This window comes from Halomonas sp. HK25 (assembly GCF_047795635.1).
GTDB lineage: Bacteria > Pseudomonadota > Gammaproteobacteria > Pseudomonadales > Halomonadaceae > Halomonas.
This window is the reverse complement of sequence record NZ_CP181044.1, coordinates 1,682,830-1,702,544: the sequence shown is the minus strand read 5'-3', so window position 1 is coordinate 1,702,544 and position 19,715 is coordinate 1,682,830. Positions and strand designations below refer to the sequence as shown.

The 19,715-nt window shown below is 69.3% G+C and carries 20 protein-coding genes; 4 read left to right on the top strand and 16 right to left on the bottom strand.

Going from position 1 to position 19,715, the window contains the following annotated elements; genetic code table 11:
* Window positions 1–81 precede the first annotated feature (81 nt).
* The 3 genes from ACM26W_RS08185 (at window position 82) to ACM26W_RS08175 (ending at window position 2,465) form a co-directional block, all read left to right on the top strand.
* Window positions 82–348, top strand: a complete 267-nt coding sequence (locus tag ACM26W_RS08185) for a hypothetical protein (protein WP_416140335.1) — start codon at window positions 82–84, stop codon at window positions 346–348.
* A complete protein-coding gene (gene xthA / locus ACM26W_RS08180; RefSeq protein ID WP_416140334.1) occupies window positions 348–1,175 on the top strand; it encodes an exodeoxyribonuclease III in 828 nt (275 codons plus the stop codon). Before ACM26W_RS08185 ends, xthA begins: the two co-directional genes overlap by 1 nt.
* 96 nt (window positions 1,176–1,271) lie before the next feature.
* Window positions 1,272–2,465, top strand: a complete 1,194-nt coding sequence (locus ACM26W_RS08175; protein ID WP_416140333.1) for an iron-containing alcohol dehydrogenase — start codon at window positions 1,272–1,274, stop codon at window positions 2,463–2,465.
* A gap of 20 nt (window positions 2,466–2,485) precedes the next feature.
* Here the strand turns inward: ACM26W_RS08175 and ACM26W_RS08170 are convergent, their stop codons facing one another.
* From ACM26W_RS08170 to ACM26W_RS08145, 6 genes are all read right to left on the bottom strand, one after another.
* Window positions 2,486–3,325: a TonB family protein gene (locus tag ACM26W_RS08170; protein WP_416140332.1), complete on the bottom strand. Its 840-nt coding sequence runs from the start codon at window positions 3,323–3,325 to the stop codon at window positions 2,486–2,488.
* Complete coding sequence (locus tag ACM26W_RS08165) at window positions 3,322–3,726, bottom strand: ExbD/TolR family protein (protein ID WP_416140331.1); 405 nt, start codon at window positions 3,724–3,726, stop codon at window positions 3,322–3,324. The genes ACM26W_RS08170 and ACM26W_RS08165 overlap by 4 nt, the downstream gene beginning before the upstream one ends.
* Entirely contained in the window at window positions 3,719–4,285 is a 567-nt protein-coding gene (locus ACM26W_RS08160) for a MotA/TolQ/ExbB proton channel family protein (protein ID WP_416140330.1), read from the bottom strand. The genes ACM26W_RS08165 and ACM26W_RS08160 overlap by 8 nt, the downstream gene beginning before the upstream one ends.
* Window positions 4,269–6,002 (bottom strand): DUF3450 family protein, encoded by a 1,734-nt coding sequence (locus tag ACM26W_RS08155; protein ID WP_416140329.1) that lies wholly within the window; start codon window positions 6,000–6,002, stop codon window positions 4,269–4,271. The genes ACM26W_RS08160 and ACM26W_RS08155 overlap by 17 nt, the downstream gene beginning before the upstream one ends.
* 185 nt (window positions 6,003–6,187) lie before the next feature.
* The gene (locus tag ACM26W_RS08150) at window positions 6,188–7,114 is read right to left on the bottom strand and encodes an electron transfer flavoprotein subunit alpha/FixB family protein (protein WP_416140328.1); all 927 of its coding nucleotides are present in this window, start codon (window positions 7,112–7,114) and stop codon (window positions 6,188–6,190) included.
* Window positions 7,115–7,142: 28 nt separating this feature from the next.
* Window positions 7,143–7,892, bottom strand: coding sequence for an electron transfer flavoprotein subunit beta/FixA family protein (locus tag ACM26W_RS08145; protein WP_416140326.1), 750 nt, complete (start codon window positions 7,890–7,892; stop codon window positions 7,143–7,145).
* A gap of 325 nt (window positions 7,893–8,217) precedes the next feature.
* Here ACM26W_RS08145 and ACM26W_RS08140 point away from each other — a divergent pair, with 325 nt between their 5' ends.
* Window positions 8,218–9,897, top strand: a complete 1,680-nt coding sequence (locus tag ACM26W_RS08140) for an electron transfer flavoprotein-ubiquinone oxidoreductase (protein ID WP_416140325.1) — start codon at window positions 8,218–8,220, stop codon at window positions 9,895–9,897.
* Window positions 9,898–10,048: 151 nt separating this feature from the next.
* Here the strand turns inward: ACM26W_RS08140 and ACM26W_RS08135 are convergent, their stop codons facing one another.
* From ACM26W_RS08135 to mltG, 10 genes are read right to left on the bottom strand one after another with little or no spacing between them, the layout of a single operon-like run.
* Window positions 10,049–11,140 carry a DegT/DnrJ/EryC1/StrS family aminotransferase gene (locus ACM26W_RS08135; protein WP_416140324.1) on the bottom strand — a complete coding sequence of 364 codons (1,092 nt, stop codon included), beginning with the start codon at window positions 11,138–11,140 and terminating at the stop codon, window positions 10,049–10,051.
* A gap of 18 nt (window positions 11,141–11,158) precedes the next feature.
* Window positions 11,159–12,118: a Gfo/Idh/MocA family oxidoreductase gene (locus tag ACM26W_RS08130; protein WP_416140323.1), complete on the bottom strand. Its 960-nt coding sequence runs from the start codon at window positions 12,116–12,118 to the stop codon at window positions 11,159–11,161.
* A gap of 56 nt (window positions 12,119–12,174) precedes the next feature.
* Window positions 12,175–12,999 (bottom strand): sulfurtransferase, encoded by an 825-nt coding sequence (locus ACM26W_RS08125; protein ID WP_416140322.1) that lies wholly within the window; start codon window positions 12,997–12,999, stop codon window positions 12,175–12,177.
* A complete protein-coding gene (locus tag ACM26W_RS08120; RefSeq protein WP_416140321.1) occupies window positions 12,996–15,212 on the bottom strand; it encodes an ATP-dependent helicase in 2,217 nt (738 codons plus the stop codon). The genes ACM26W_RS08125 and ACM26W_RS08120 overlap by 4 nt, the downstream gene beginning before the upstream one ends.
* Window positions 15,209–15,766 carry a DUF1285 domain-containing protein gene (locus ACM26W_RS08115; RefSeq protein ID WP_416140320.1) on the bottom strand — a complete coding sequence of 186 codons (558 nt, stop codon included), beginning with the start codon at window positions 15,764–15,766 and terminating at the stop codon, window positions 15,209–15,211. Before ACM26W_RS08115 ends, ACM26W_RS08120 begins: the two co-directional genes overlap by 4 nt.
* 23 nt (window positions 15,767–15,789) lie before the next feature.
* Entirely contained in the window at window positions 15,790–16,638 is an 849-nt protein-coding gene (locus ACM26W_RS08110) for a TatD family hydrolase (protein WP_416140319.1), read from the bottom strand.
* Between the two features lie 12 nt (window positions 16,639–16,650).
* Window positions 16,651–16,986 (bottom strand): PilZ domain-containing protein, encoded by a 336-nt coding sequence (locus ACM26W_RS08105; protein WP_416140318.1) that lies wholly within the window; start codon window positions 16,984–16,986, stop codon window positions 16,651–16,653.
* Between the two features lie 14 nt (window positions 16,987–17,000).
* Window positions 17,001–18,005, bottom strand: a complete 1,005-nt coding sequence (locus ACM26W_RS08100; protein WP_416140317.1) for a DNA polymerase III subunit delta' — start codon at window positions 18,003–18,005, stop codon at window positions 17,001–17,003.
* Window positions 17,996–18,685, bottom strand: coding sequence for a dTMP kinase (gene tmk / locus ACM26W_RS08095; protein ID WP_416140316.1), 690 nt, complete (start codon window positions 18,683–18,685; stop codon window positions 17,996–17,998). The genes ACM26W_RS08100 and tmk overlap by 10 nt, the downstream gene beginning before the upstream one ends.
* Before the next feature lie 11 nt (window positions 18,686–18,696).
* Window positions 18,697–19,701 (bottom strand): endolytic transglycosylase MltG, encoded by a 1,005-nt coding sequence (gene mltG / locus ACM26W_RS08090; RefSeq protein ID WP_416140315.1) that lies wholly within the window; start codon window positions 19,699–19,701, stop codon window positions 18,697–18,699.
* Between the last annotated feature and the right edge of the window lie 14 nt (window positions 19,702–19,715).

Sequence of the window (19,715 nt, the reverse complement as noted above, 5' to 3'; positions counted from 1 at the left end):
AGGGCGCGTCTCGTGAGCGCTTCGCCTGTGGCAGGCGCGGCGGGACTGGTAGAATGCGCGCCAGACCAGAGGAGTTTTTCCATGACCCGTCGCAAGAAGACCCGTTCGCTGGCCGACAAGGTGCAGATCCGCACCGGCCGGCGCAAGGACTACAAGAAGTGGCGCCACGAGAATCCCGACCAAGTGACCTCGTCCACCCGCTATACCCAGAAGAAACGCCAGCAGCGCAAGATCCAGGCCGCCCGCAAGCTCGCCCGCCAGGAGGCCGGCGAAGGCATCGCCATCCATCCCGAGCAGGCGACGGAGCAGGCGACGGAGAGCCCCGATCAGGGGCGCTCGGAGAGCTGATGCGCCTGGTCTCGTTCAACATCAACGGCATCCGCGCCCGCCCCCATCAGCTCGAGGCGCTGGTGGCCACCCACCGCCCGGCGGTGATCGGCCTGCAGGAGACCAAGGTCCAGGACGCCGAATTCCCCCGCGAGATGGTAGAGGCGCTGGGCTATCGGGTCGTCTATCACGGCCAGAAAGGGCACTACGGGGTGGCACTGATGATCGATGTATCTCAGTGCGGCGAGCCCGAGGCGGTGTACTACGGCTTCCCCGACGACGGCGAGGACGCCCAGAAGCGCATGATCGGCGTGCGCCTGCACCCGGCAGGCGACGAGCCGCTGACGGTGTGGAACGGCTACTTTCCCCAGGGCGAGAACCTCGACCACCCGACGAAGTTTCCCCACAAGCGCGACTTCTACGCCCAGCTCAAGCGGCTGCTGGAGAGCCAGCACCGCCCCGACGAGCACCTGGCGGTGATGGGCGACTTCAATATCTCTCCCGAGGATATCGACATCGGCATCGGCGAGCCCAACCGCAAGCGCTGGCTGCGCGAGGGCAAGACCAGCTTCCAGCCAGTGGAGCGGGAATGGCTCGCCGGCATCAAGGCCTGGGGGCTCACCGACAGCTACCGGGTGCGCTACCCGGCGGTGGATGACCGCTACAGCTGGTTCGACTACCGCTCGAAGGGCTTCGACCGCGAGCCCAGGCGCGGCCTGCGTATCGACCATATCCTGGTCACCGCACCGCTGGCCGAGAAGGTGGTGGACGCCGGCATCGACTATGCGCTGCGCGGCATGGAAAAGCCCTCCGACCACGCCCCGGTGTGGACCGAACTCGATCTCTGAGCCTCCCCCCATCGGGCGGCTGATGCCTGGCGGTTGGCCCGGCCCCGGCGGCCCCCTATAGTGAGGGTCCCGCCCACCACGCCAGGGATCGCCACCATGCCGGACGCCCCATGCCTCGCGCCCTTCCGCGTTTCGCCGCTTCCCGAGATCCACTTCGGCCGCCAGACCCTGGCACGCCTGCCTGCGCTGATCACCCGACACGGCAGGCGCGTCCTGCTGGTCACCGGCCGGCGCTCCTTCATCGACTCCCCCCACTGGCCCGAGCTCCAGGCGGCTCTGCGGGAGCAGGGGGTGGCCTGGCATCACGTCAACATCGCGGGGGAGCCCTCTCCCTGCCTCGTGGATAAAATCGTGGCGAGCCACCGCGAGGCCGAGATCGAGGCCGTGGTGGCCATCGGCGGCGGCAGCGCCCTGGATGCCGGGAAGGCCGTGGCCGGGCTGCTGCGCACCGGGACCTCGGTCATGGATCACCTGGAAGGAGTTGGCCGGGGTCTGCCCTACCCCGGACCCGCGGTGCCGCTGATCGCCGTTCCCACCACCGCGGGGACCGGCAGCGAGGCCACCCGCAACGCCGTGCTCAGCGAGCCGGGCCCCAAGGGTTTCAAGAAGTCCTTCCGGGACGACCGGCTGGTGGCACGCGTCGCGGTGGTCGACCCGGACCTGCTGGCCGGCTGTCCCGCGGAGCAGCTGGCCGCCAACGGCATGGACGCCTTTACCCAGCTACTGGAGTCCTATGTCTCCGCGGGCGCCAGCCCGTTCACGGACGCGCTGGCCTGGTCCGGCATGCAGGCCTTTCAGCGCGGCTTCTGGCGCGCCATGGAGGGGAACCCGGAGGGGCGACCCGATCTCGCCTATGCCTCGCTGATCTCCGGCATCACCCTCGCCCAGGCGGGCCTGGGGTCGGTGCACGGCCTGGCGTCACCGCTCGGCGCCTTCTTTCCCGCTCCCCATGGCGTGGTCTGCGGCACCCTGCTGGCCGAGGCCACCGCGCTGAACATCGCGGCACTGCGCGAACGTGCGGAAAACCCCGAGGCGCTGGTGAAATACGCACACGCTGGGCGCCTGCTCGCCGCTTCGCCCGAACGGGAGGACCCCCTGGCCTGCGACGCCCTGGTGGCAACCCTGCGAGACTGGACCCACCGCCTGGAAATGCCACGGCTGGGGGCATTCGGCATGCAGGAGAGCGACCTGCCGCGGGTGGTCGCCAATGCCCGGGGCGGCAGCATGGCGACCAACCCCCTGGTGCTCAGCGACGAGGCATTGACCGCCCTGCTTGCCAGCCGTCTGTAGGCCCTGGCGCCGAAGAGCGCCTAGCGCAGCAGGAACTCCAGGCGCTGCCGGGCCCGGCGCAGGCGGCCGTCGGCCTTGAAGCGCCACTGCCCCACCGCCTCCTCGGCGGCCTCCTCGAACACCCGGCGCGGCCGGGCGTCCAGCACCCGGATGCTGGACCGGTCGACGCTGCCGTCGGGGCGAATCAGGAACTCCAGCTCCACATGGCCCTCCAGCCCGCGGCGCTGGGCGCGCCGTGGATAGCTGGGCGGCACTCGGCTAAGCGGTAACGCCTCCCCCACCTCCACCGGCCCGCTGTCAATGACCGCTGGCTCTCCACGGGCCTCGTCCGACACCCTCTCCCGGGCATGCTCTGCCAGGGGCGCTTCGACGGGCTCGGCGACCGGCGATGACTGAGGCTCGGGCGCCGGCTCCGGCGTGGGTTCGGGTGTGGGCTCAGGCGTTGGTTCAGGCTCAGGCGTTGGTTCAGGCTCAGGCGTTGGTTCAGGCTCAGGCGTTGGTTCGGGTGTGGGCTCAGGCGTGGGCTCCGGCGTGGGCTCGGTCACTGGCTCCGGCAGGCTCACGGCCTCGGCCTCTTCCGGCAAGGGCGCCGGTTCGGCCACGGCGCTTTCGACAGGGTCGCTTTCGACAGGCTCCGCGGGTGACGCCACCGATTCTGAGGCGTCCTCAGGCGCCAGGTCGGCTTGCTCGGCTTGCTCGGCTTCCTCGGCGACCTCCGCCATCGACGCCATCTGCAGCGGCATCGCCATCTCCAGCGGCGCCACCTCCTCCACCGGCGGCGTCACCAGCAGCGCTAGCAGCCAGAACAGCCCCACGGCCATGGCAGTACCGCCCAGGGCGGAGAGTACCAGCCGAATCATTCGCCGCCCCGGCTAGCGGCCACCGCCATGTCTTCGACGCCCGCCTCGCGCAGCCGGTCCATGACCTCCACCAGCAGCCCGGTGGTGGCCCGGCGATCGGCCTGGATCACCACGCCGCCGTCGCCGCCGAGCAGCCCGGCCACTTCGGTGCCGACCCGATGCAGGTCCACCGGCCGGCCATCGACCCACACCGCCCCCTCCGGGGTCAGGGCCACCATCACCTGGGCCTCCGGCCTGGGGGTAGCGGCGCTGGATTCGGGGCGCTCGATCTCCACCCCGCTTTCCTTGATGAAGCTGGTGGTGACGATAAAGAAGATCAGCATGATGAAGACCACGTCGAGCATCGGCGTGAGATTCACTTCACTGGCCTCGCTGTCGGCCTCCAGGCGGCGTCTACGCATCCCTCTCCTCTCCCTTCTCGTCGACGGCACGGGCCAGGCGGTCGTGCAGCCGCTGGCGCTCGCGCCGAATGATGCCTTCCAGGCGCGTGGTGGCCAGCAGGCCTGCCACCGCCACGGCCATGCCGGCCAGGGTGGGCAGAGTGGCACGAGCGACGCCCTCGGCCATGGCCCTGGCCTGGTGGGTCTCGCTGAGCGCCAGGCCGTCGAACACCACGATCATGCCGGTCACGGTACCCAGCAGGCCGAGCAGCGGACAGAGCGCCACCAGCAACTTCATCCACGACAGCGGGCGGCGCAGCCGGGCCACCAGCTCGTCGGTCCAGACCTCACGCAGGGTGCGGGCGCTCCAGCTCGCGTGGTCGCGGCGGGCCGACCAGCGCCGCAGCAGGGCGCGGCGCTCCGCTCGCCAGGTGACCCGGAAGTACCACCAGCGCTCCAGGGTCAGGGCGAAGAGCAGCGCGGCCACCAGCATGATGCCCACCAGCACCGCCCCACCCGACTCCACCAGGCGCTGCAGCGGCGCGGCCCAGGCCCACCCGGCATCAGGTGGAAAGGGCATGGGATTCTCGGGACGGGGCGTTGAGAGGAACGGAGCGCGCCTCCAGGTGTTCGGCCAGGGCCGCGCTGGCGTGCCCCTCCAGCAGGCCGACCAGGCCTCGGCTGCGGCTGACCAGCGCGGTATGGGCGAACAGCAGCGGCACCGCGGTGATCAGGCCCAGCACCGTGGTGACCAGCGCCTGGCTGATCCCGCCGGCCATCAGCTGCGGGTCGCCGGTGCCGAACACCGTGATCGCCTGGAAGGTGACGATCATCCCGGTGACGGTGCCCAGCAGGCCCAGCAATGGCGCCACGGCGGCCAGCAGCTTGACCAGCCCCTGGCCCCGTTCCAGGCGCGGCAGTTCCGCCAGCAGCGCCTCATCCAGGCGCGCCTCCAGGGCCTCGGGCGGCAGGCCATCGGACAGGGTGGCAAAGCGGCCCAGCACACGCCCCAGGGGGTTGTCATGGTTCAGTGCCTCGGGATTGCGCAGCTGACGGCGCAGTCGCAGGCTGACCCCCAGCAGGTAGGCGTACTGAATCAGCGCGGCGAGCAGGCCGAGCCCCCCCAGCGTCACCACCACATACCCCACCGCGCCTCCCTGGTGGAAGCGCTCCACCAGGGAGGGCTGGGCCGACAGGGCGTCCAGCAGCCGGCCTGAGGTGGGATCCAGCAGCAGCGCCCCCTGGCCGGACCAGGCCCCCGCCAGGCGGGCGCGCTGCTCGGTGGAGAGCCCCTCGACCACCGCTAGACGCGGGGTTTCGCCATTCTCGAAGGCGCCACGGCGCAGGAGATCGCCGCCACCGAAGGCCAGCAGATCACCCAGGCGCGCGACCTCACGCGTGGTGATGCGGCCCGTGACATCGGCCACCGGCGCCTCGAAGCGCCGCCAGCGCCCGCTCTCCTCGGTCCAGGCTTCGAGCCCACGCAGCAGGGCCGCGCCTGCCTCGATGCCACTCATTTCTCCACCGGGTCGCGCCGGCGGCTCGAGCCCGCTACCCAGGCGCAGCCAGCTCTCGGAGAGGCCGTCACGCAGTTCGCCGACCTGGCGACCCACCCGTTCCAGCAGCTCGACGTCGACGCCACCGTCGACGCCCACGGCCATGGGCAGCGGCGGCTGGGGAGTTGCGCCGGCGTCATCGACATGGGGCGCCAGGGAGACGGGCAAGGTCAGCAGCTCCGGTGCGCGGCGCTCCCGGGCGATGGCCAGCCCCTTGCGCAGCTCGGCCAGCTCGGCTCCCTCCAGGGGCAGCCAGCCCGCCTCGATCAGGGACCAGACGCCCCCCTCGCGGCCGTCCGGGGTCAGGAAGTAGAGCCCGACTCGGCCCAGTCGCAGGTAGTCCACCTCTCGGGAGGCGTCGCCCAACAGCAGCCCCCGCCAGCTGTCGATCTCGCGCCCATAGGCCAGCTCCTGGCGCCAGGCGGACACCAGCGCCTGCCACTGCTCATGGGCCAGCAGCGGGTCGGCGGCCAGCGCCTCGCGCAGGTCGACCACCCGCGCCCGGCGCTGCTCGGCCAGGAACGGCAGATCACCGCTGATAAAGGCCTCCAGGGCCTCCAGGCTGCGTGCCATCTCGGCGGCCAGTGGTAGGGCCAGGCCAAGGGCGCCGGGCTCGAGCGCCGGGCCCGTGTCTTCCGGCGACTGTGCACTGGCCATGCCTGATGTCATCAGCAGGGACAGGCACAGGCAGGCGGCCCCGACCCAGCGACTCGCCGTCGATACTCTTCTGCGCTCGTTCACCCTCGTCTCCCGAAACTGCGGTTGGCGTGACCTTCCCCCATGGGGAGCTCCCCTGCGATGGGCCAGATCAATCGCACTTTTATTGCAAATGATTCTCTATTCTATCCAAGCGGCGACGCATAAAAAACCGGCCCCCGTTCGAGGGCCGGCAACGGCGTGTTCGACATGTCCGTCGACGCTAAGCGTTACAGCTTGCTTTCCAGCTCCGGCAGGGCCTGGAAGAGATCCGCAACGAGTCCATAGTCGGCCACCTGGAAGATCGGCGCCTCCTCGTCCTTGTTGATGGCGACGATCACCTTGGAGTCCTTCATGCCAGCCAGGTGCTGGATGGCCCCCGAGATGCCCACGGCGATGTAGAGCTCCGGGGCGACGATCTTGCCGGTCTGGCCCACCTGCATGTCGTTGGGCACGAAGCCGGCATCCACCGCGGCGCGCGAGGCGCCGATGGCCGCCCCCAGCTTGTCGGCGATACCGTCGAGCAGCTTGAAGTTCTCGCCGCTGCCCATGCCGCGGCCACCGGAGATCACCACCTTGGCCGCGCCCAGCTCGGGACGGTCGGACTTGGCCAGCTCTTCCTTGACGAAGGTGGACTGGGCGTTGTCGGCGACGAAGTCCACCGTCTCGATGGCGGCACTGCCACCCTCAGCCACGGCATCGAAGCCGGTGGTGCGCACGGTGATCACCTTGAGGGCGTCCTCGCTCTGCACCGTGGCGATGGCGTTGCCGGCGTAGATCGGGCGCTTGAAGGTGTCCGGGGCGTCGACGGCGATGATCTCGGAGATCTGCCCCACGTCGCGCAGCGCGGCCACCCGCGGCAGCACGTTCTTGCCGGTGGTGGAGGCGGCCGCCAGCAGGTGGGTGTAATCGCCGACCAGCTCCGCGATCAGCGCCGCGGTGGGCTCGGCCAGCAGGTGGGCGTAGGCGGCGTGATCGGCCACGCGGACCTTGGCCACGCCGTCGAGCTTCGCGGCGGCCTCGGCGATGGCGCCGAGGTTCTCGCCGGCGACCAGCACGTGGATATCGCCGCCAATGGCCTGGGCCGCGGCGACCACATGGGCGGTGGCGCCAGCCAGGGCGCCGTCGTGATGTTCCGCGAGTACCAGAATGCTCATGAAATCAGCTCCTCTCAAAGCACTGTTGTCAAAGCACTTTGGCTTCGTTCTTGAGTTTGTCGATCAGCTCGTCCACGGAGCCCACCTTGACGCCGCCCTGGCGCTCGGCCGGCGGCTCGACCTTGAGCAGCGTGACCTTCGAGGCCACCGAGATGCCCAGATCCGCCGGGGTCTTGACGTCCATCGGCTTCTTCTTGGCCTTCATGATGTCGGGCAGCTTGGCGTAGCGCGGCTCATTCAGGCGCAGGTCGGTGGTGACGATGGCCGGCAGGCTCAGCTCGATGGTCTGCAGGCCGCCGTCCACCTCGCGGGTGACCTTGAGCTTGTCCCCCTCTACCACGACCTCGGAGGCGAAGGTGCCCTGGGGCAGGCCAGTCAGGGCGGCGAGCATCTGGCCGGTCTGGTTGTTGTCGGTGTCGATGGCCTGCTTGCCGAGGATCACCAGGCCCGGCTGCTCGTCCTCGACCAGCTTGGCCAGCGCCTTGGCGGCGCCCAGGGACTCGACGCGCTCGTCGGTCTCGACGTGAATGGCGCGATCGGCGCCCAGCGCCAGGGCGGTGCGCAACTGCTCCTGGGCGGCCTTGGGGCCGACGGTGACGACGACGATCTCGGTGGCCACGCCACGCTCCTTCAGGCGCACCGCCTCTTCCACGGCAATCTCGCAGAAAGGGTTCATGGCCATCTTGACGTTGGTGAGGTCGACGTCGGAATGATCCGGCTTGACCCGGATCTTGACGTTGTAGTCGATGACGCGTTTGACCGCGACGAGTACTTTCATGGTGTCCTCGCTTGGTGTCTGGTGCGACATTGCCGTCCGCACCTTCCTGAAACGGGCCGCATAGAACGGCGCGGCATGCCCTTATATGTTTCATGCGAGCGTTTGATAGGCGCCGCATCGAAAAACCCTGTCAATGTGCCATAGCCGGACCCATGGCAACAATCCCACGTTAGGACGCCCACCTCATGGGTCCGAACGCATCGAGGGGGTGACCTGAATCCGCTATTATGCCTATCATGGGAATAGGCTAGAAGCAAACGACCGTTTTAATTGCTTTCGAGGTTGGTGGCAAACCATCGGCAGCGAAGCGAGGGAGGAGACGCAGGTGGAACAAGTAGAACGCGATTCAATGGACTTTGATGTAGTGATCGTCGGCGCCGGGCCCTCAGGCCTGGCCGCCGCGTGCCGACTGATGCAGCAGGCCAACGAGGCCGATCAGGAGCTGACGGTGTGCGTGGTGGAGAAGGGTTCCGAGGTGGGCGCCCATATCCTCTCCGGGGCTGTCTTCGAGCCCCGCGCCCTCCAGGAGCTGTTCCCCGACTGGGAGGAGCGCGGCGCGCCGCTGACCACCCCGGCCATCCGCGACGAGCTCTACCTGCTCAAGGATGCCGAGAAGGCCCAGAAGCTGCCCAACGCCCTGGTACCCAAGAGCATGCATAACACCGGCGGCCAGACCGATGGTGGAGAGCGCACCCGCTATGTGATCAGCGCCGGCAACCTCTGCCGCTGGCTGGCCGAGCAGGCCGAGGGGCTGGGCGTGGAGATCTTCCCCGGCTTCGCCGCCCAGGAGGCGATCGTCGAGGAGGGCGTGGTCAAGGGCATCCTGATCGGCGACATGGGCGTGGGCACCGACGGCCAGCCCAAGGACAGCTACATGCCGGGCATGGAGCTGCGCGCCAAGTACACCCTGTTCGCCGAGGGCGCCCGCGGCCACCTGGGCAAGCGGCTGATCCAGGACTACGACCTCGACGCCGGCAAGGACCCCCAGCACTACGGCATCGGCTTGAAGGAGCTGTGGGACATCCCCGCCGAGCAGCACGACCCCGGCCTGGTGCTGCACGGCTCCGGCTGGCCGCTGGACAAGCACACCCACGGCGGCTGGTTCCTCTACCACGCCGAGAATCAGCAGGTAGTGGTCGGCCTGATCATGGACCTCTCCTACCAGAACCCCTGGCTGTCGCCCTTCGACGAGTTCCAGCGCATGAAGCACCACCCGGTGCTCAAGCAGCACCTGGAAGGGGGCAAGCGCATCGCCTACGGCGCCCGGGCCATCACCAAGGGGGGGCTCAACTGCCTGCCCAAGATGACCTTCCCCGGTGGCCTGCTGATCGGCTGCGACGCCGGCACCCTCAATTTCGCCAAGATCAAGGGTCTGCATACCGCCATGAAGTCCGGCCTGGTGGCCGCCGAGGCGGTGTTCGAGGCGGTGGCCAAGGGCGACGAGGGTGGCCAGGAGCTGAGCACCTTCACCGAGCAGTGGGAGGCGAGCTGGGCCTATGCCGAGCTCAAGGAGAGCGCGAGCTTCGGCCCGGCGATCCACAAGTACGGCACCATGGGCGGCGGCGCCTACAACTTCGTCAACCAACTGCTCGGCGGCAAGCTGCCCAACGTCCATGACACGACCGCGGACCACGCGACCCTCAAACCCGCCGGCGAGTGCGAGAAGATCGACTACCCCAAGCCCGACGGCAAGCTCTCCTTCGACAAGCTCTCCTCGGTGTTCCTGTCGAACACCAACCACGAGGAGGATCAGCCCTGCCACCTGAAGCTGGCCGACCCGGAACTGCCGATCCGCGACAACCTGCCCGAGTATGCCGAGCCGGCCCAGCGCTACTGCCCGGCGGGGGTCTACGAGGTGATCGAGGGGGACGACGGCAAGCCGCAGTTCCAGATCAACTTCCAGAACTGCGTGCACTGCAAGACCTGCGATATCAAGGACCCGGCCCAGAACATCACCTGGGTGGCGCCCGAGGGTGGCGGTGGGCCCAACTATCCGAATATGTAACCCGGCTTCGCCGGGAGCTCGAAGCCATGTACTACAGGAAAAACCCTCGCCACTGGCTGTGCCAGTGGCTTTTTTTTTGGCTTACGGCTCCCGGCGGAGCCGGGTAGGGTTTTCTTCCAGCTTCAAGCTTCCAGGCGCGAAGCCCCGCTCTTCAAACTCCAGGCAAAGCCTGGCGTAGCGCCTCCACCACGCGCTCCTGCTGGGCCGGCTTCAGATAGGGGTGCATCGGCAGGCTGAGGATCCGCTCGCAAACCGTCTCGCAGACCGGTAGCCGACAGCGGGGATCGGCCAGCGCCGGCTGGCGATGGAGAGGAATGGCATAGTGCACCGCGGTGGGGATGCCCGCCTCGGCCAGGCGCGCCCGGACCCCCTCCCGGTCATCGAGCAGGAGACTGTACTGGGCATGGGCGCTGAGGTTGCCCGGCATCAGCCGCAGCGGGATCACCAGCAGCTCGCCCAGCAGTCGATCGTAGCGCGCCGCCGCCGCGCGGCGCATTTCGAGCTCCTCGTCGAAGCATTCCAGCTTGACCAGCAGGATCGCCGCCTGGAGGGTATCCAGGCGGCTATTGAGGCCCAGGTGCTGGTGGTAATAGCGCGCCGTCTCGCCGTGGTGGGCCAGGCTGCGCAGGTGAGCGGCCAGGTCCTCGTCGTCGGTGAACAGCGCGCCACCGTCGCCGTAGGCCCCCAGTGGCTTGCTGGGGAAGAAGCTGGTGGCCGCCACCCGACTCAAGCTGCAGGAGGGGCGGCCATGGTGGGTAGCACCCAGGCTCTGGGCGGCATCCTCCAACACCGCCAGCCCATGGGCCTCGGCCAGGGCGCCGAGACGCGCCATGTCGGCGCACTGGCCGAACAGCGAGACCGGCATGATGGCCCGGGTGCGCGGCGTGATGGCCGCCGCGACCCGTTCCGGGTCGATCAGACCAGTCTCCTGCTCGATGTCGACGTAGACCGGCCGCGCCCCGACGAGCGCCACGCTGCTGGCGGTCGCGACGAAGCTGAAGCCGGGCACGATCACCTCGTCCCCTCGGCCGATGCCCAGCCCGCGCAGGGCGAGCTGCAGGGCGTCGGTACCGCTGGCACAGGCGATGCAATGGTCCACCGCCACCCGCCGTGCCAACGCCTGCTCCAGCGCCTCTACCTCCGGCCCCAGCACATAGCGACCGTGGGCCAGCACAGCCTGAATGGCCGCATCGAGACGTGGCTTGAGTCGTGCCTGTTGGGCGGCGAGATCGATGAAGTCCATCCAATCCTTCCCTCTTCGTCAGATCGCCGAGACGATGCCCAAGGACAGCAGGCGAGGATGGCCCTCAGCGTCGCGAGGTGGTTCCGGCTTCGCCATGCGGATGGTATGGACGGTTTCCAGGCAGTGCCGCACGGTCTCGATATCGAAGCCGCGACCCGACAGGATCTCGCGATAGCTCACGGTATGGAGATCGGTGAAGCCGCTGGAGAACTCGAAGAGTTCCTCGTTGCAGGTAATGCTGCGATAGGTCGACTGGCGCCCACGCACCGAATCCGGCAGGTCCTGCTCGTCGATGGAGAGAAACCAGCGCACCCTGGCCTTCTCATACTCCAGGTAGCCGGCGGCCTTGTGGTCATCGCTATAGTGCAGTACATGATTCTCGAGCTCGCCGAAGATCTGATGCAGCATGTCGAAGAAGTGAATGCCTATCTCGGCCACCACCCCGAATGACTTGCGCGGATCCCCCTTCCAGCTCGCCAGGTACCAGGGGCCGCGGGCGGTGATATAGGTGAGCTCCACGTCGTACTTGCCGTCGCGCGCCTCGCCCATCACCTTGTCGCGCAGCTCGTGGATAGCCGGATGGTGGCGCAGTTGCATGATGCTGTAGACGCTGCGACCGGTCTCCTGCTCGACGAGACGCAGCTCGTCGAGTTGTTCGGGGGTAGGCACCAGCGGCTTCTCGCAGATGACGTCGCAGCCCAGCTGCAGGCCGGCAACGATATGGGCGCTGTGCAGATGGTTGGGGGAGCAGACCACCATGTAGTCCAACGCCCCCTCGCCCCGACGCCGCAGCCGCCAGGCGTGCTCGAGGAAATATTCGAATTCGGTGAAGAAGGCGCAGTCAGTGGAGATGGAGTCGATGATCCCCACCGAGTCGTTGATGTCGTAGGCCGCGACCAGCTCATGGCCGGTCGCCTTGATGGCCTGCATGTGGCGCGGGGCGATATAGCCGGCGGCGCCGATCAGTGCGAAATTCATTGGGGTGGCTTCCCTGACCTGCTCAGGCTAAGGGTAGTGGCAACGGCGGTGGCTGCCTAATCGCCCCGCGCCACCGGCCGGGCGGGGTCGCGGATCCACTCGCTCCAGGAACCCGGGTAGAGCCGCGGCAGGGGACGTCCGGCCACGGCGTAGGCGAGGATGGTGTGGCAGGCGGTGACGCCGGAGCCGCAGTAGGCGACCACCGCCTCGGCCTCAGGGAGTTCGGCGGCGAGCTGGTTGGCCGGCTTGAAGCGACCATAGGGGGTCAAGTTATCTGCGCTGGGGCGACACACAGCGCCGGGAATATGCCCTGCCACCGGATCGATGGGCTCGGCGTCGCCGCGGAAGCGCTCGCGGCTGCGGGCATCCAGGAGCAGCGCCCTGATCGTCGGCAGCCGAGCGGCGTCTACCCACTGCTCGTCATGGAACGTCGGCACCCAGCGGCTGGCATGGGGTGCAGCGTGATCCCCCTCGGCGAGTTCCTCTCCCGCACCCAGCCAGGCCTTGATGCCGCCGTCGAAGACGCGCACGTCAGGGTGTCCTGCCCAGCAGACCAGCATCCACCAGGCCCGCGCCGCGGCAAGCTGGCCACCCATGTCGTCGTAAAGCACCACCGGCAATTCTGGCGTGATGCCCAGCCGCTGCAGGGTGGCGGTAAACGCCTGGGGGAGCGGCAGCGGGTGGCGCCCTCCCCGCCCCGGCGGCCCCGCCAGGTCGCGATCCAGATCCAGGTGGACGCTGCCGGGCAGGTGAGCCTCCCACCACAGGGTGTGGCCGGCATCGGGGTCGCCCAACCGGGCGCGGCAGTCAAGCAGACGCGGTGGCAGGCGGCTGTCGAGGGCCTCGGCCAGTTCGGCAGCGGTGATCAGGGGGGAGCTCATGCGCGGTCTCCTTCAAGCAGTTCGATGGGCGCCCGGCGCGCGATCAGCCGCCGACGACCGGCGTGGCGAAAGCACACTTCGATCACCGGGTTGTCCGGGTCGCCCTCCACCAGGTCGATCTCGCCATCACCGAAGACAGCATGGCGCAGCCGCTGCCCCACGTCGAAGGTGCGATAGTCACCGGCGGCCTCAGCCACCCCCGAGGCCGCCGCCGGCATCAGCGGCAACGAGGTACCAAGCCTTGTCAGGTAACGCTCCACCAGGGGCGGCCGCGTCACCAACAGCGGTGCCCCCGCATCAGCGGCCTGCCCCTCCGGACGCTCGCTCAGCCGCTCGGCCACCCGCTGGCACTCCTCCCAGGCGCTCTCGGCCAGGAAGCGGCTCGGCCGATGATCGCCGGCGTCGTGAAGCAGCAGCAGCCGCTCCCGGGCCCGGGTGATGGCCACGTAGAAGAGCCGGCGCTCCTCTTCGAGACGCTGGGCCGTCAGGGGGCTGTCGCGACTGTAGTGGGGAAAGTCCTGCTCGTTGACGCCGGCCAGCGCCACCAGCGGCCACTCCAGCCCCTTGGCGCCGTGCACCGTGGTGATCAGCACGCCGTCTGCATCGCTCTGCACCGGCCGCTGCAGCAGTTCGATGAAGGCCTCCGGGTCGTTGCCAAGCTCCGCGGCCTGCTTCAGCAGCACGTCGAGCAGGCGCACGTCCTCCTCGCCCTTGTCGCGCCGGGCCGCGGCGCGCTTGAGCACCTTCTCGGCCTCCACCGCCTCCACCACATGCTCGAGCAGTCGCGCCGGCGGCCAGGCCGAGCGTCTGGGCAGCTCGCAGAGCAGCGCCCAGCGCTTCCTGAGGGTGCGCTGCTGATGGGGCTTGAGACCGGCCAGCAGCGGGTCATGGCGCTCCGGCCAGCGCTGGGTGTCGGCCAGGATGGTGGCGAGGCGCACCAGTCGCTCCCGGGCCACGAAGGGGGTCGGCTGGCTCAGCAGCAGCACCAGGTGGGCGGGGTCCTTCAGCAGGGCCGGCTCGCGGGCCAGTCGCAGGTAGCCGGCCAGGGCCTGCACCAGCGGCAGGCGAAACACGAAGCGGTCCTCACGGGAGAGCCGGAAGGGAATCCCCTCTCGGAGCAGCGCCAGCTGCAGCGGTACCGACAGCGACCAGCTGCGCACCAGCACGCAGGCCTCGCTCGGCGGCCGGCCGGCCGCCTGCCAGGCCGCCAGGGCCTCGAGCAGGGCGCGGCTGCCCTGATCCTGGGCCAGCCGGGTATGGGGGTTGCCGGGGGCGGCCAGGCAGAGCTGGTCGGGGCGGCGCCGGTTGGCCTCGATGGCGTGATTGGCGGCCAGCGCCAGGGCGTGGCCGTGGCGGAAGGTGGTGGAGAGCGGGTAGTCGATGGCGGCGCCGAAGGTCGCGGTGAAGCGCTCCAGCATGGTATCCGGATGCGCACCGCGCCACTCGTAGATGCACTGGTTGGCGTCACCCACCGCCATCACCTCGGCCCGATCGCCGGCCAGCATCGCCAGCAGGCGCTGCTGGGCGACATTGATGTCCTGGTACTCGTCGATGATCACGTGATCGAGAAAGCCCTGGACGCGGCCGCGCAAGGCGTCGTCTGCCTCCAGGGCGCGCAGCGGTCGGTAGAGCAGGTCCGCGTAGCCCATCAGGCCGTGATCGGCCAGCAGCTCCTCGGCGTAGTCGAAGGCCGCCACGAAGTGCTCGGTGGCCTCGCCGAAGTCGAGCCGGGCGTAGAGCTCCGCCGGCGGGATCATCTCGGCCTTCACCAGGGCGCAGAAGTGGGCCAGGGCCTCGAGACGCTCGGCGTCCAGGGACGATTCCCCCGCCTCGGGGACGTCCCCCAGGGCACGCTGAGTGGCTTGGCGCAGCAGCCGTTCGGCCTGCCAGTCGGCGGTCAGCAGCTGGCGCGGCGACAGCGCTCCCCAACGGGTCAGGCTGGCGGTGAGGCGGTGGCCCAGGGAGTGGAAGGTGCGCACGTCGGGCAACGGCTGCCCGGCGGGCGCCATGGCGGCGAGCCGCGCCTGGAAGTCCTCCCGGGCCGAGCGGTTGAACATCAGCACCAGGATGCGCGAGGGCGCCACACCCTGGGCCAGCAGATGCAGCACCCGGGCCACCATGGTGGTGGTCTTGCCGGAACCCGCCACGGCGGCGACCCGGGCGTGGCCGGCGGCGTGCTCGACCACGGCACGCTGTTCGGGGGTGAGCCTCACGCCGTCTCGCCGTCGTCCAGCCGCCCCAGGGGCTGCCAGACACCGGCGCTGAACAGGCCAAGCTCCTCGCCGCCGCCGGGCAGCGGGCGGCGTTCGGCCATGTCCACCAGGCGGTAGTAGACATTGCGGCCCAGTCGCGCGGCCAGGCCGAAGCGCACCGTCACCTCGGGCACCGTCTCGCCGGCGGGGGTCTCGCTCAGCGACAGGCAGTGGTCCTCGCCCAGCGCCAGGCGGTCGCCCACGTTGGTGGTCAGCCACCAGCGGCCCTCGGCGTCGGGTTCGGCATCCACCACCAGGAAGGGGCGATCCTCCACCCGGATAAACTGCTTCTCGGCGGGGGTGACCAGCGCATGGCGGCCGTTGGGCTCGCGGCGCAAAATCGTCGAGAGCAGCCGCACCAGGCGGGGTCGAGCGATGGCGGTGCCCTCGTGGATCCAGCGGCCATCGGCGACGATCACCAGATCCATCTCGCCAGCATGCTCGGGATGCCAGCGGTCCACCGGGGGAATCTCACCCTCGGGATCGATATGGGCCAGCAGCGGGTCGAGGTTCATAGCGGCTCCTGCGTTGCGGTGAATCAGCCCAGCAGGCCCGCACCGCGTAGCGCCTCGCGCGTCTCGGCGGGGGCCTCGGGAGCCGCGGCGCGGAACAGGCGATAGAAGTTGGCGGTGGTCTGCATGGCGACCTCCTCCACGCTGATGCCGCGCTCGGCGGCAATGCACTCGGCCACCTCCACTACCCAGGCCGGCTCGTTGGGCTTGCCGCGGTGGGGCACCGGCGCGAGGTAGGGGCTGTCGGTCTCGATCAGCAGACGATCCAGCGGCACCTTGCGGGCCACCTCGCGCAGCGCCTCGGCGTTGCGGAAGGTGACGATGCCGGACAGCGAGATGTAGAAGCCGTGGCGCACCGCCTCCCGGGCCATGCCCAGGTCCTCGGTGAAGCAGTGCAGCACGCCGCCGATGGTCGGGTCGGTGTGCTCGCGGATCAGCGCCAGGGTCTCGTCGCGGGCCTTGCGAGTGTGAATGATCACCGGCAGCGCCAACTCGGTGGCGACGATCAGTTGGCGACGAAAGCGCTCGCGCTGCACCTCTCGGGAGGGCACCTTGTCCGGGGACGTCTCCAGGTAATGATAGTCCAGACCGCACTCACCGATGGCCACGGCGCCGAAGCGCTCGGCAGCCGCCTTGATCGCTTCGAGGTTCGGCTCCTCGGCGACACTGTGCAGCGGGTGCACCCCGGCGGAGATCACCACGTCATCATGCTCGCGGGCGATGGCGGCGATGCCCGGCAGTGCCTCCAGGGTCACGCCGATGGCCAGGAACTGCTTCACCCCGCGGGCACGGGCGGCGTCCAGCGTGGTGGCGAGATCACCACCGTGGGTTGCGGGGTCGAGGCGGTCAAGATGGCAGTGGGAGTCGACAAACATGAGGGTCCTTGGTTAGAGCGTATAGGTCGGCGCACCCTTGTCCAGGTGGCCGGCCAGCAGGTTCTCGACGCGATCGCGCACCGCCTGGTCACCGGCGCTGAAGTGGATACCGACGCCGGGCATGCGCCGGCCGCTGACCCCCTCCGGGGAGACCCAAACCACCTGGCCGGTGACCGGCGCCCGGTCGCTCTCGCCGGGCAGGGTGAGCAGCAGATAGATCTCCTGGCCCAGCTCGTAGCGCTCCCGGGTGGGCACGAAAATGCCCCCCCGCTCGAGCATCGGCATGTAGGCCGAGAGCAGGGTCTGGATGTCCTGGATGTTCAGCGACAGCGCCTTCTGGGCAGCCATGGGCCTCTCCTCGTTCACGAGCGCAGCAGCGCGGACCAGCGCACCAGCCAGGCTTCCAGCACCAGCTGGGGATTGGGATTGCCGCCCGCGGCAAGCAGGCGACGCTGTTCCCGGGCGTAGTCGAGCAGGCGGAACCAGTCACGCACCCGGGCATTCTTCACCGCTTGACGGTAGAGCGGCAGCAGATCGGGATTACGCAACTCTCGGGGCTCTCCCGAGAGCCCCAGCCGGATCAGGTCCTCCAGCCAGGCAATACCGTACCACAGGATCGCCTCCACCGACTGGCGATCCAGGCGGGCGGCCTCGGCCACCGGCTCGGCGCCGCGCACCAGCGCCTCGAACGTCTCGAGCAGCTGCTGGCGCAGCGCACGGGAGGCTGGCTCGGCCTGGGCCAGGGCCGCCAGCGGCAGGCCGCCGGCGAGCCCCAGCCAGAAACGCGCCTCCTGGTCGTCGCCCAGGCGCTCCGTCAGCCAGGGCAGGCAGGCCGCCTCGTCAGGCACCGCCAGGCCCCAGTGCTGGCAGCGCGAGCGGATAGTGGGCAACAGGCGAGAGGGAATATCGGCGAGCAGCACGAACAGGGTGCGCTCACCCGGCTCCTCCAGGCTCTTGAGCAAGGCGTTGGCGGCGGCCAGGTTCATGGCCTCCGCCGGGGCGATGAGGATCACCCGGTAGCCGCCCTGCTGAGGAGTCTGGGCCACGAAGGCGTTGACCTCGCGGATGACATCGATGCGAATCTGGCGCTTGCCCTCCTCCGGCGCCACCCGCAGAAGATCCGGGTGGTAGCCCGATGCCAGCATGCTGCAGCCGTGGCAGGCGCCGCAGGCGCTCTCGCCCGGGGCGGCGCACAGGGTACGCGCGACCAGGGCGTCGGCCAGGGAGCGCTTGCCCACCCCGCGTGGCCCCGAGATCAGCAGCGCATGGGGCAGCCGGCCCGCGTCGGCCAGGCGTACCAGCTCGGCGAAGCGCGGGCGCAGCCAGGGCAGCGGCTGCAGTGACGGGGCCGCAGACGCTACCGCCATGCCGCCACCCGCGTTTCCAGGATGCCGCGGATCTGCTCGCTCACCTGTGCCAGGGGGCGCGAGGCGTCCACCACGACGATGCGCTCGGGGTCGGCGGCGGCGCGGGCCAGGTAGGCCTGGCGCACCGCCGTGAAGAACTCACCGCGCTCGCGCTCGAAGCGATCCGGGGCTCCGCCGCGCTCGACCAGGCGCTCCCTGGCGGCCTCGATGGGCATGTCCAGCAGTAGCGTAAGGTCGGGGACGAGGCCCCGCTGCACGAAGCCCTCCAGCTCGGCGATGCGCGCGGGGTCGATGCCGCGTCCCCCGCCCTGGTAGGCGAAGGTGGCGTCGGTGAAGCGGTCGCAGACCACCCAGGCGCCGCGCGCCAGCGCCGGACGAATCACCCGCGCCAGGTGCTGGGCCCGGGCGGCAAAGACCAGCAGCAGTTCGGCGTCGGCGTCCAGCGGCTCCTTGACGCTCGGGTCGAGGAGCTGCGCGCGGATCGCCTCGGCTCGCGCGGTGCCGCCGGGTTCTCGGGTCTGCACCACCTCGAGGCCACGGGCCTCGAGCCAGGCGACGACCCGAGCCAGGTTGGTGGACTTGCCGACCCCCTCGCCCCCTTCCAGGGTGATAAAGCGGCCGCGTCTCTCCGGGCTATCTACGGCGTCACTCGCTGGCCGGTCGGGGTCGTTATTGCACATGCCTGCTCCAGTCAGCGATTGCGGATATACCGGTTCACCGCATTGTTGTGCTCGCGCAGGGTGCGCGAGAAGTGGTGAGTGCCGTCGCCGCGGGAGACGAAGTAGAGGGTCTCGCCGGGCAGCGGGTCCACCGCGGCCGCAAGCGACGCCAGGCCGGGCATGGCGATGGGCGTCGGCGGCATGCCGTCGATCACATAGGTGTTGTAGGGCGTCGCCTCGCGCAGGTCGGCGCGGGTGATGCGGCCCTCATAGCGCTCGCCCATGCCGTAGATCACCGTGGGGTCGGTCTGCAGGCGCATCCCGGTCTCCATGCGCCGCTTGAAGACGCCGGCGATCTCGCGGCGCTCCTCCGGCGCCCCGGTCTCCCGCTCGATCAGCGAGGCCATGATCAGCGCCTCGTAGGAAGACTCGATGGTCAGGTCGTCGGCACGCTCCTCCCAGACTTCCTCGAGGATGCTCTCCATGCGGGTGAGCGCCTGGCGCAGGATCTCCAGGTCGCTCACCCCCTTGTGGTAGCGATAGGTGTCGGGGAAGAACCAGCCCTCGGGGTAGACGCCTTCGCGGTCAAGCAGCGCCATCACCTCCTCGTCGGAGAGGCCTGCGGTGCGATTCTCCAGCTTGGGGGCGTTGTCCAGCAGGTCACGCATCTGGCGGAAGGTCCAGCCCTCGGGAATGGTCAGCGGGTAAGTGACTACCCGATCGCTGCCGAGCAGCGCAACCAGTTCGCGCCCGCTCATGCCGGGCTCCAGCATGAACTCGCCGGCACGCAGGCGCGGCACACTCTCGGGCTCCAGGCGGGTCAGCAGGCGGAAGGCCCAGTCATCCTGAATGATCCCGCGCTGGGCCAGGTCTGCCACCACGCGGTTGTAGCCGGCGCCGCGGGGCACCTCATAGAGGGTCGACGCCTCCACGGCGATGGGTGCCTCGAGGCGAGACTCCCAGTAGCGGTAGCCGCCAAACAGGGCCGCGCCGGCCAGGATGGCCAGCACCAGCAGAATCTTCAGCACACGCAGCATCGGCGTCCTCGTCG

Coding starts and splice junctions, on each gene's coding strand:
- ACM26W_RS08130 (WP_416140323.1), bottom strand. CDS start 12,118: ATGAATTTCGCACTGATCGGCGCCGCCGGCTATATCGCCCCGCGCCAC.
- ACM26W_RS08135 (WP_416140324.1), bottom strand. CDS start 11,140: ATGGACTTCATCGATCTCGCCGCCCAACAGGCACGACTCAAGCCACGT.
- xthA (WP_416140334.1), top strand. CDS start 348: ATGCGCCTGGTCTCGTTCAACATCAACGGCATCCGCGCCCGCCCCCAT.
- mltG (WP_416140315.1), bottom strand. CDS start 19,701: ATGCTGCGTGTGCTGAAGATTCTGCTGGTGCTGGCCATCCTGGCCGGC.
- ACM26W_RS08100 (WP_416140317.1), bottom strand. CDS start 18,005: ATGGCGGTAGCGTCTGCGGCCCCGTCACTGCAGCCGCTGCCCTGGCTG.
- ACM26W_RS08105 (WP_416140318.1), bottom strand. CDS start 16,986: ATGGCTGCCCAGAAGGCGCTGTCGCTGAACATCCAGGACATCCAGACC.
- tmk (WP_416140316.1), bottom strand. CDS start 18,685: ATGTGCAATAACGACCCCGACCGGCCAGCGAGTGACGCCGTAGATAGC.
- ACM26W_RS08185 (WP_416140335.1), top strand. CDS start 82: ATGACCCGTCGCAAGAAGACCCGTTCGCTGGCCGACAAGGTGCAGATC.
- ACM26W_RS08125 (WP_416140322.1), bottom strand. CDS start 12,999: ATGAGCTCCCCCCTGATCACCGCTGCCGAACTGGCCGAGGCCCTCGAC.
- ACM26W_RS08145 (WP_416140326.1), bottom strand. CDS start 7,892: ATGAAAGTACTCGTCGCGGTCAAACGCGTCATCGACTACAACGTCAAG.
- ACM26W_RS08170 (WP_416140332.1), bottom strand. CDS start 3,325: ATGATTCGGCTGGTACTCTCCGCCCTGGGCGGTACTGCCATGGCCGTG.
- ACM26W_RS08115 (WP_416140320.1), bottom strand. CDS start 15,766: ATGAACCTCGACCCGCTGCTGGCCCATATCGATCCCGAGGGTGAGATT.
- ACM26W_RS08160 (WP_416140330.1), bottom strand. CDS start 4,285: ATGCCCTTTCCACCTGATGCCGGGTGGGCCTGGGCCGCGCCGCTGCAG.
- ACM26W_RS08110 (WP_416140319.1), bottom strand. CDS start 16,638: ATGTTTGTCGACTCCCACTGCCATCTTGACCGCCTCGACCCCGCAACC.
- ACM26W_RS08165 (WP_416140331.1), bottom strand. CDS start 3,726: ATGCGTAGACGCCGCCTGGAGGCCGACAGCGAGGCCAGTGAAGTGAAT.
- ACM26W_RS08150 (WP_416140328.1), bottom strand. CDS start 7,114: ATGAGCATTCTGGTACTCGCGGAACATCACGACGGCGCCCTGGCTGGC.
- ACM26W_RS08175 (WP_416140333.1), top strand. CDS start 1,272: ATGCCGGACGCCCCATGCCTCGCGCCCTTCCGCGTTTCGCCGCTTCCC.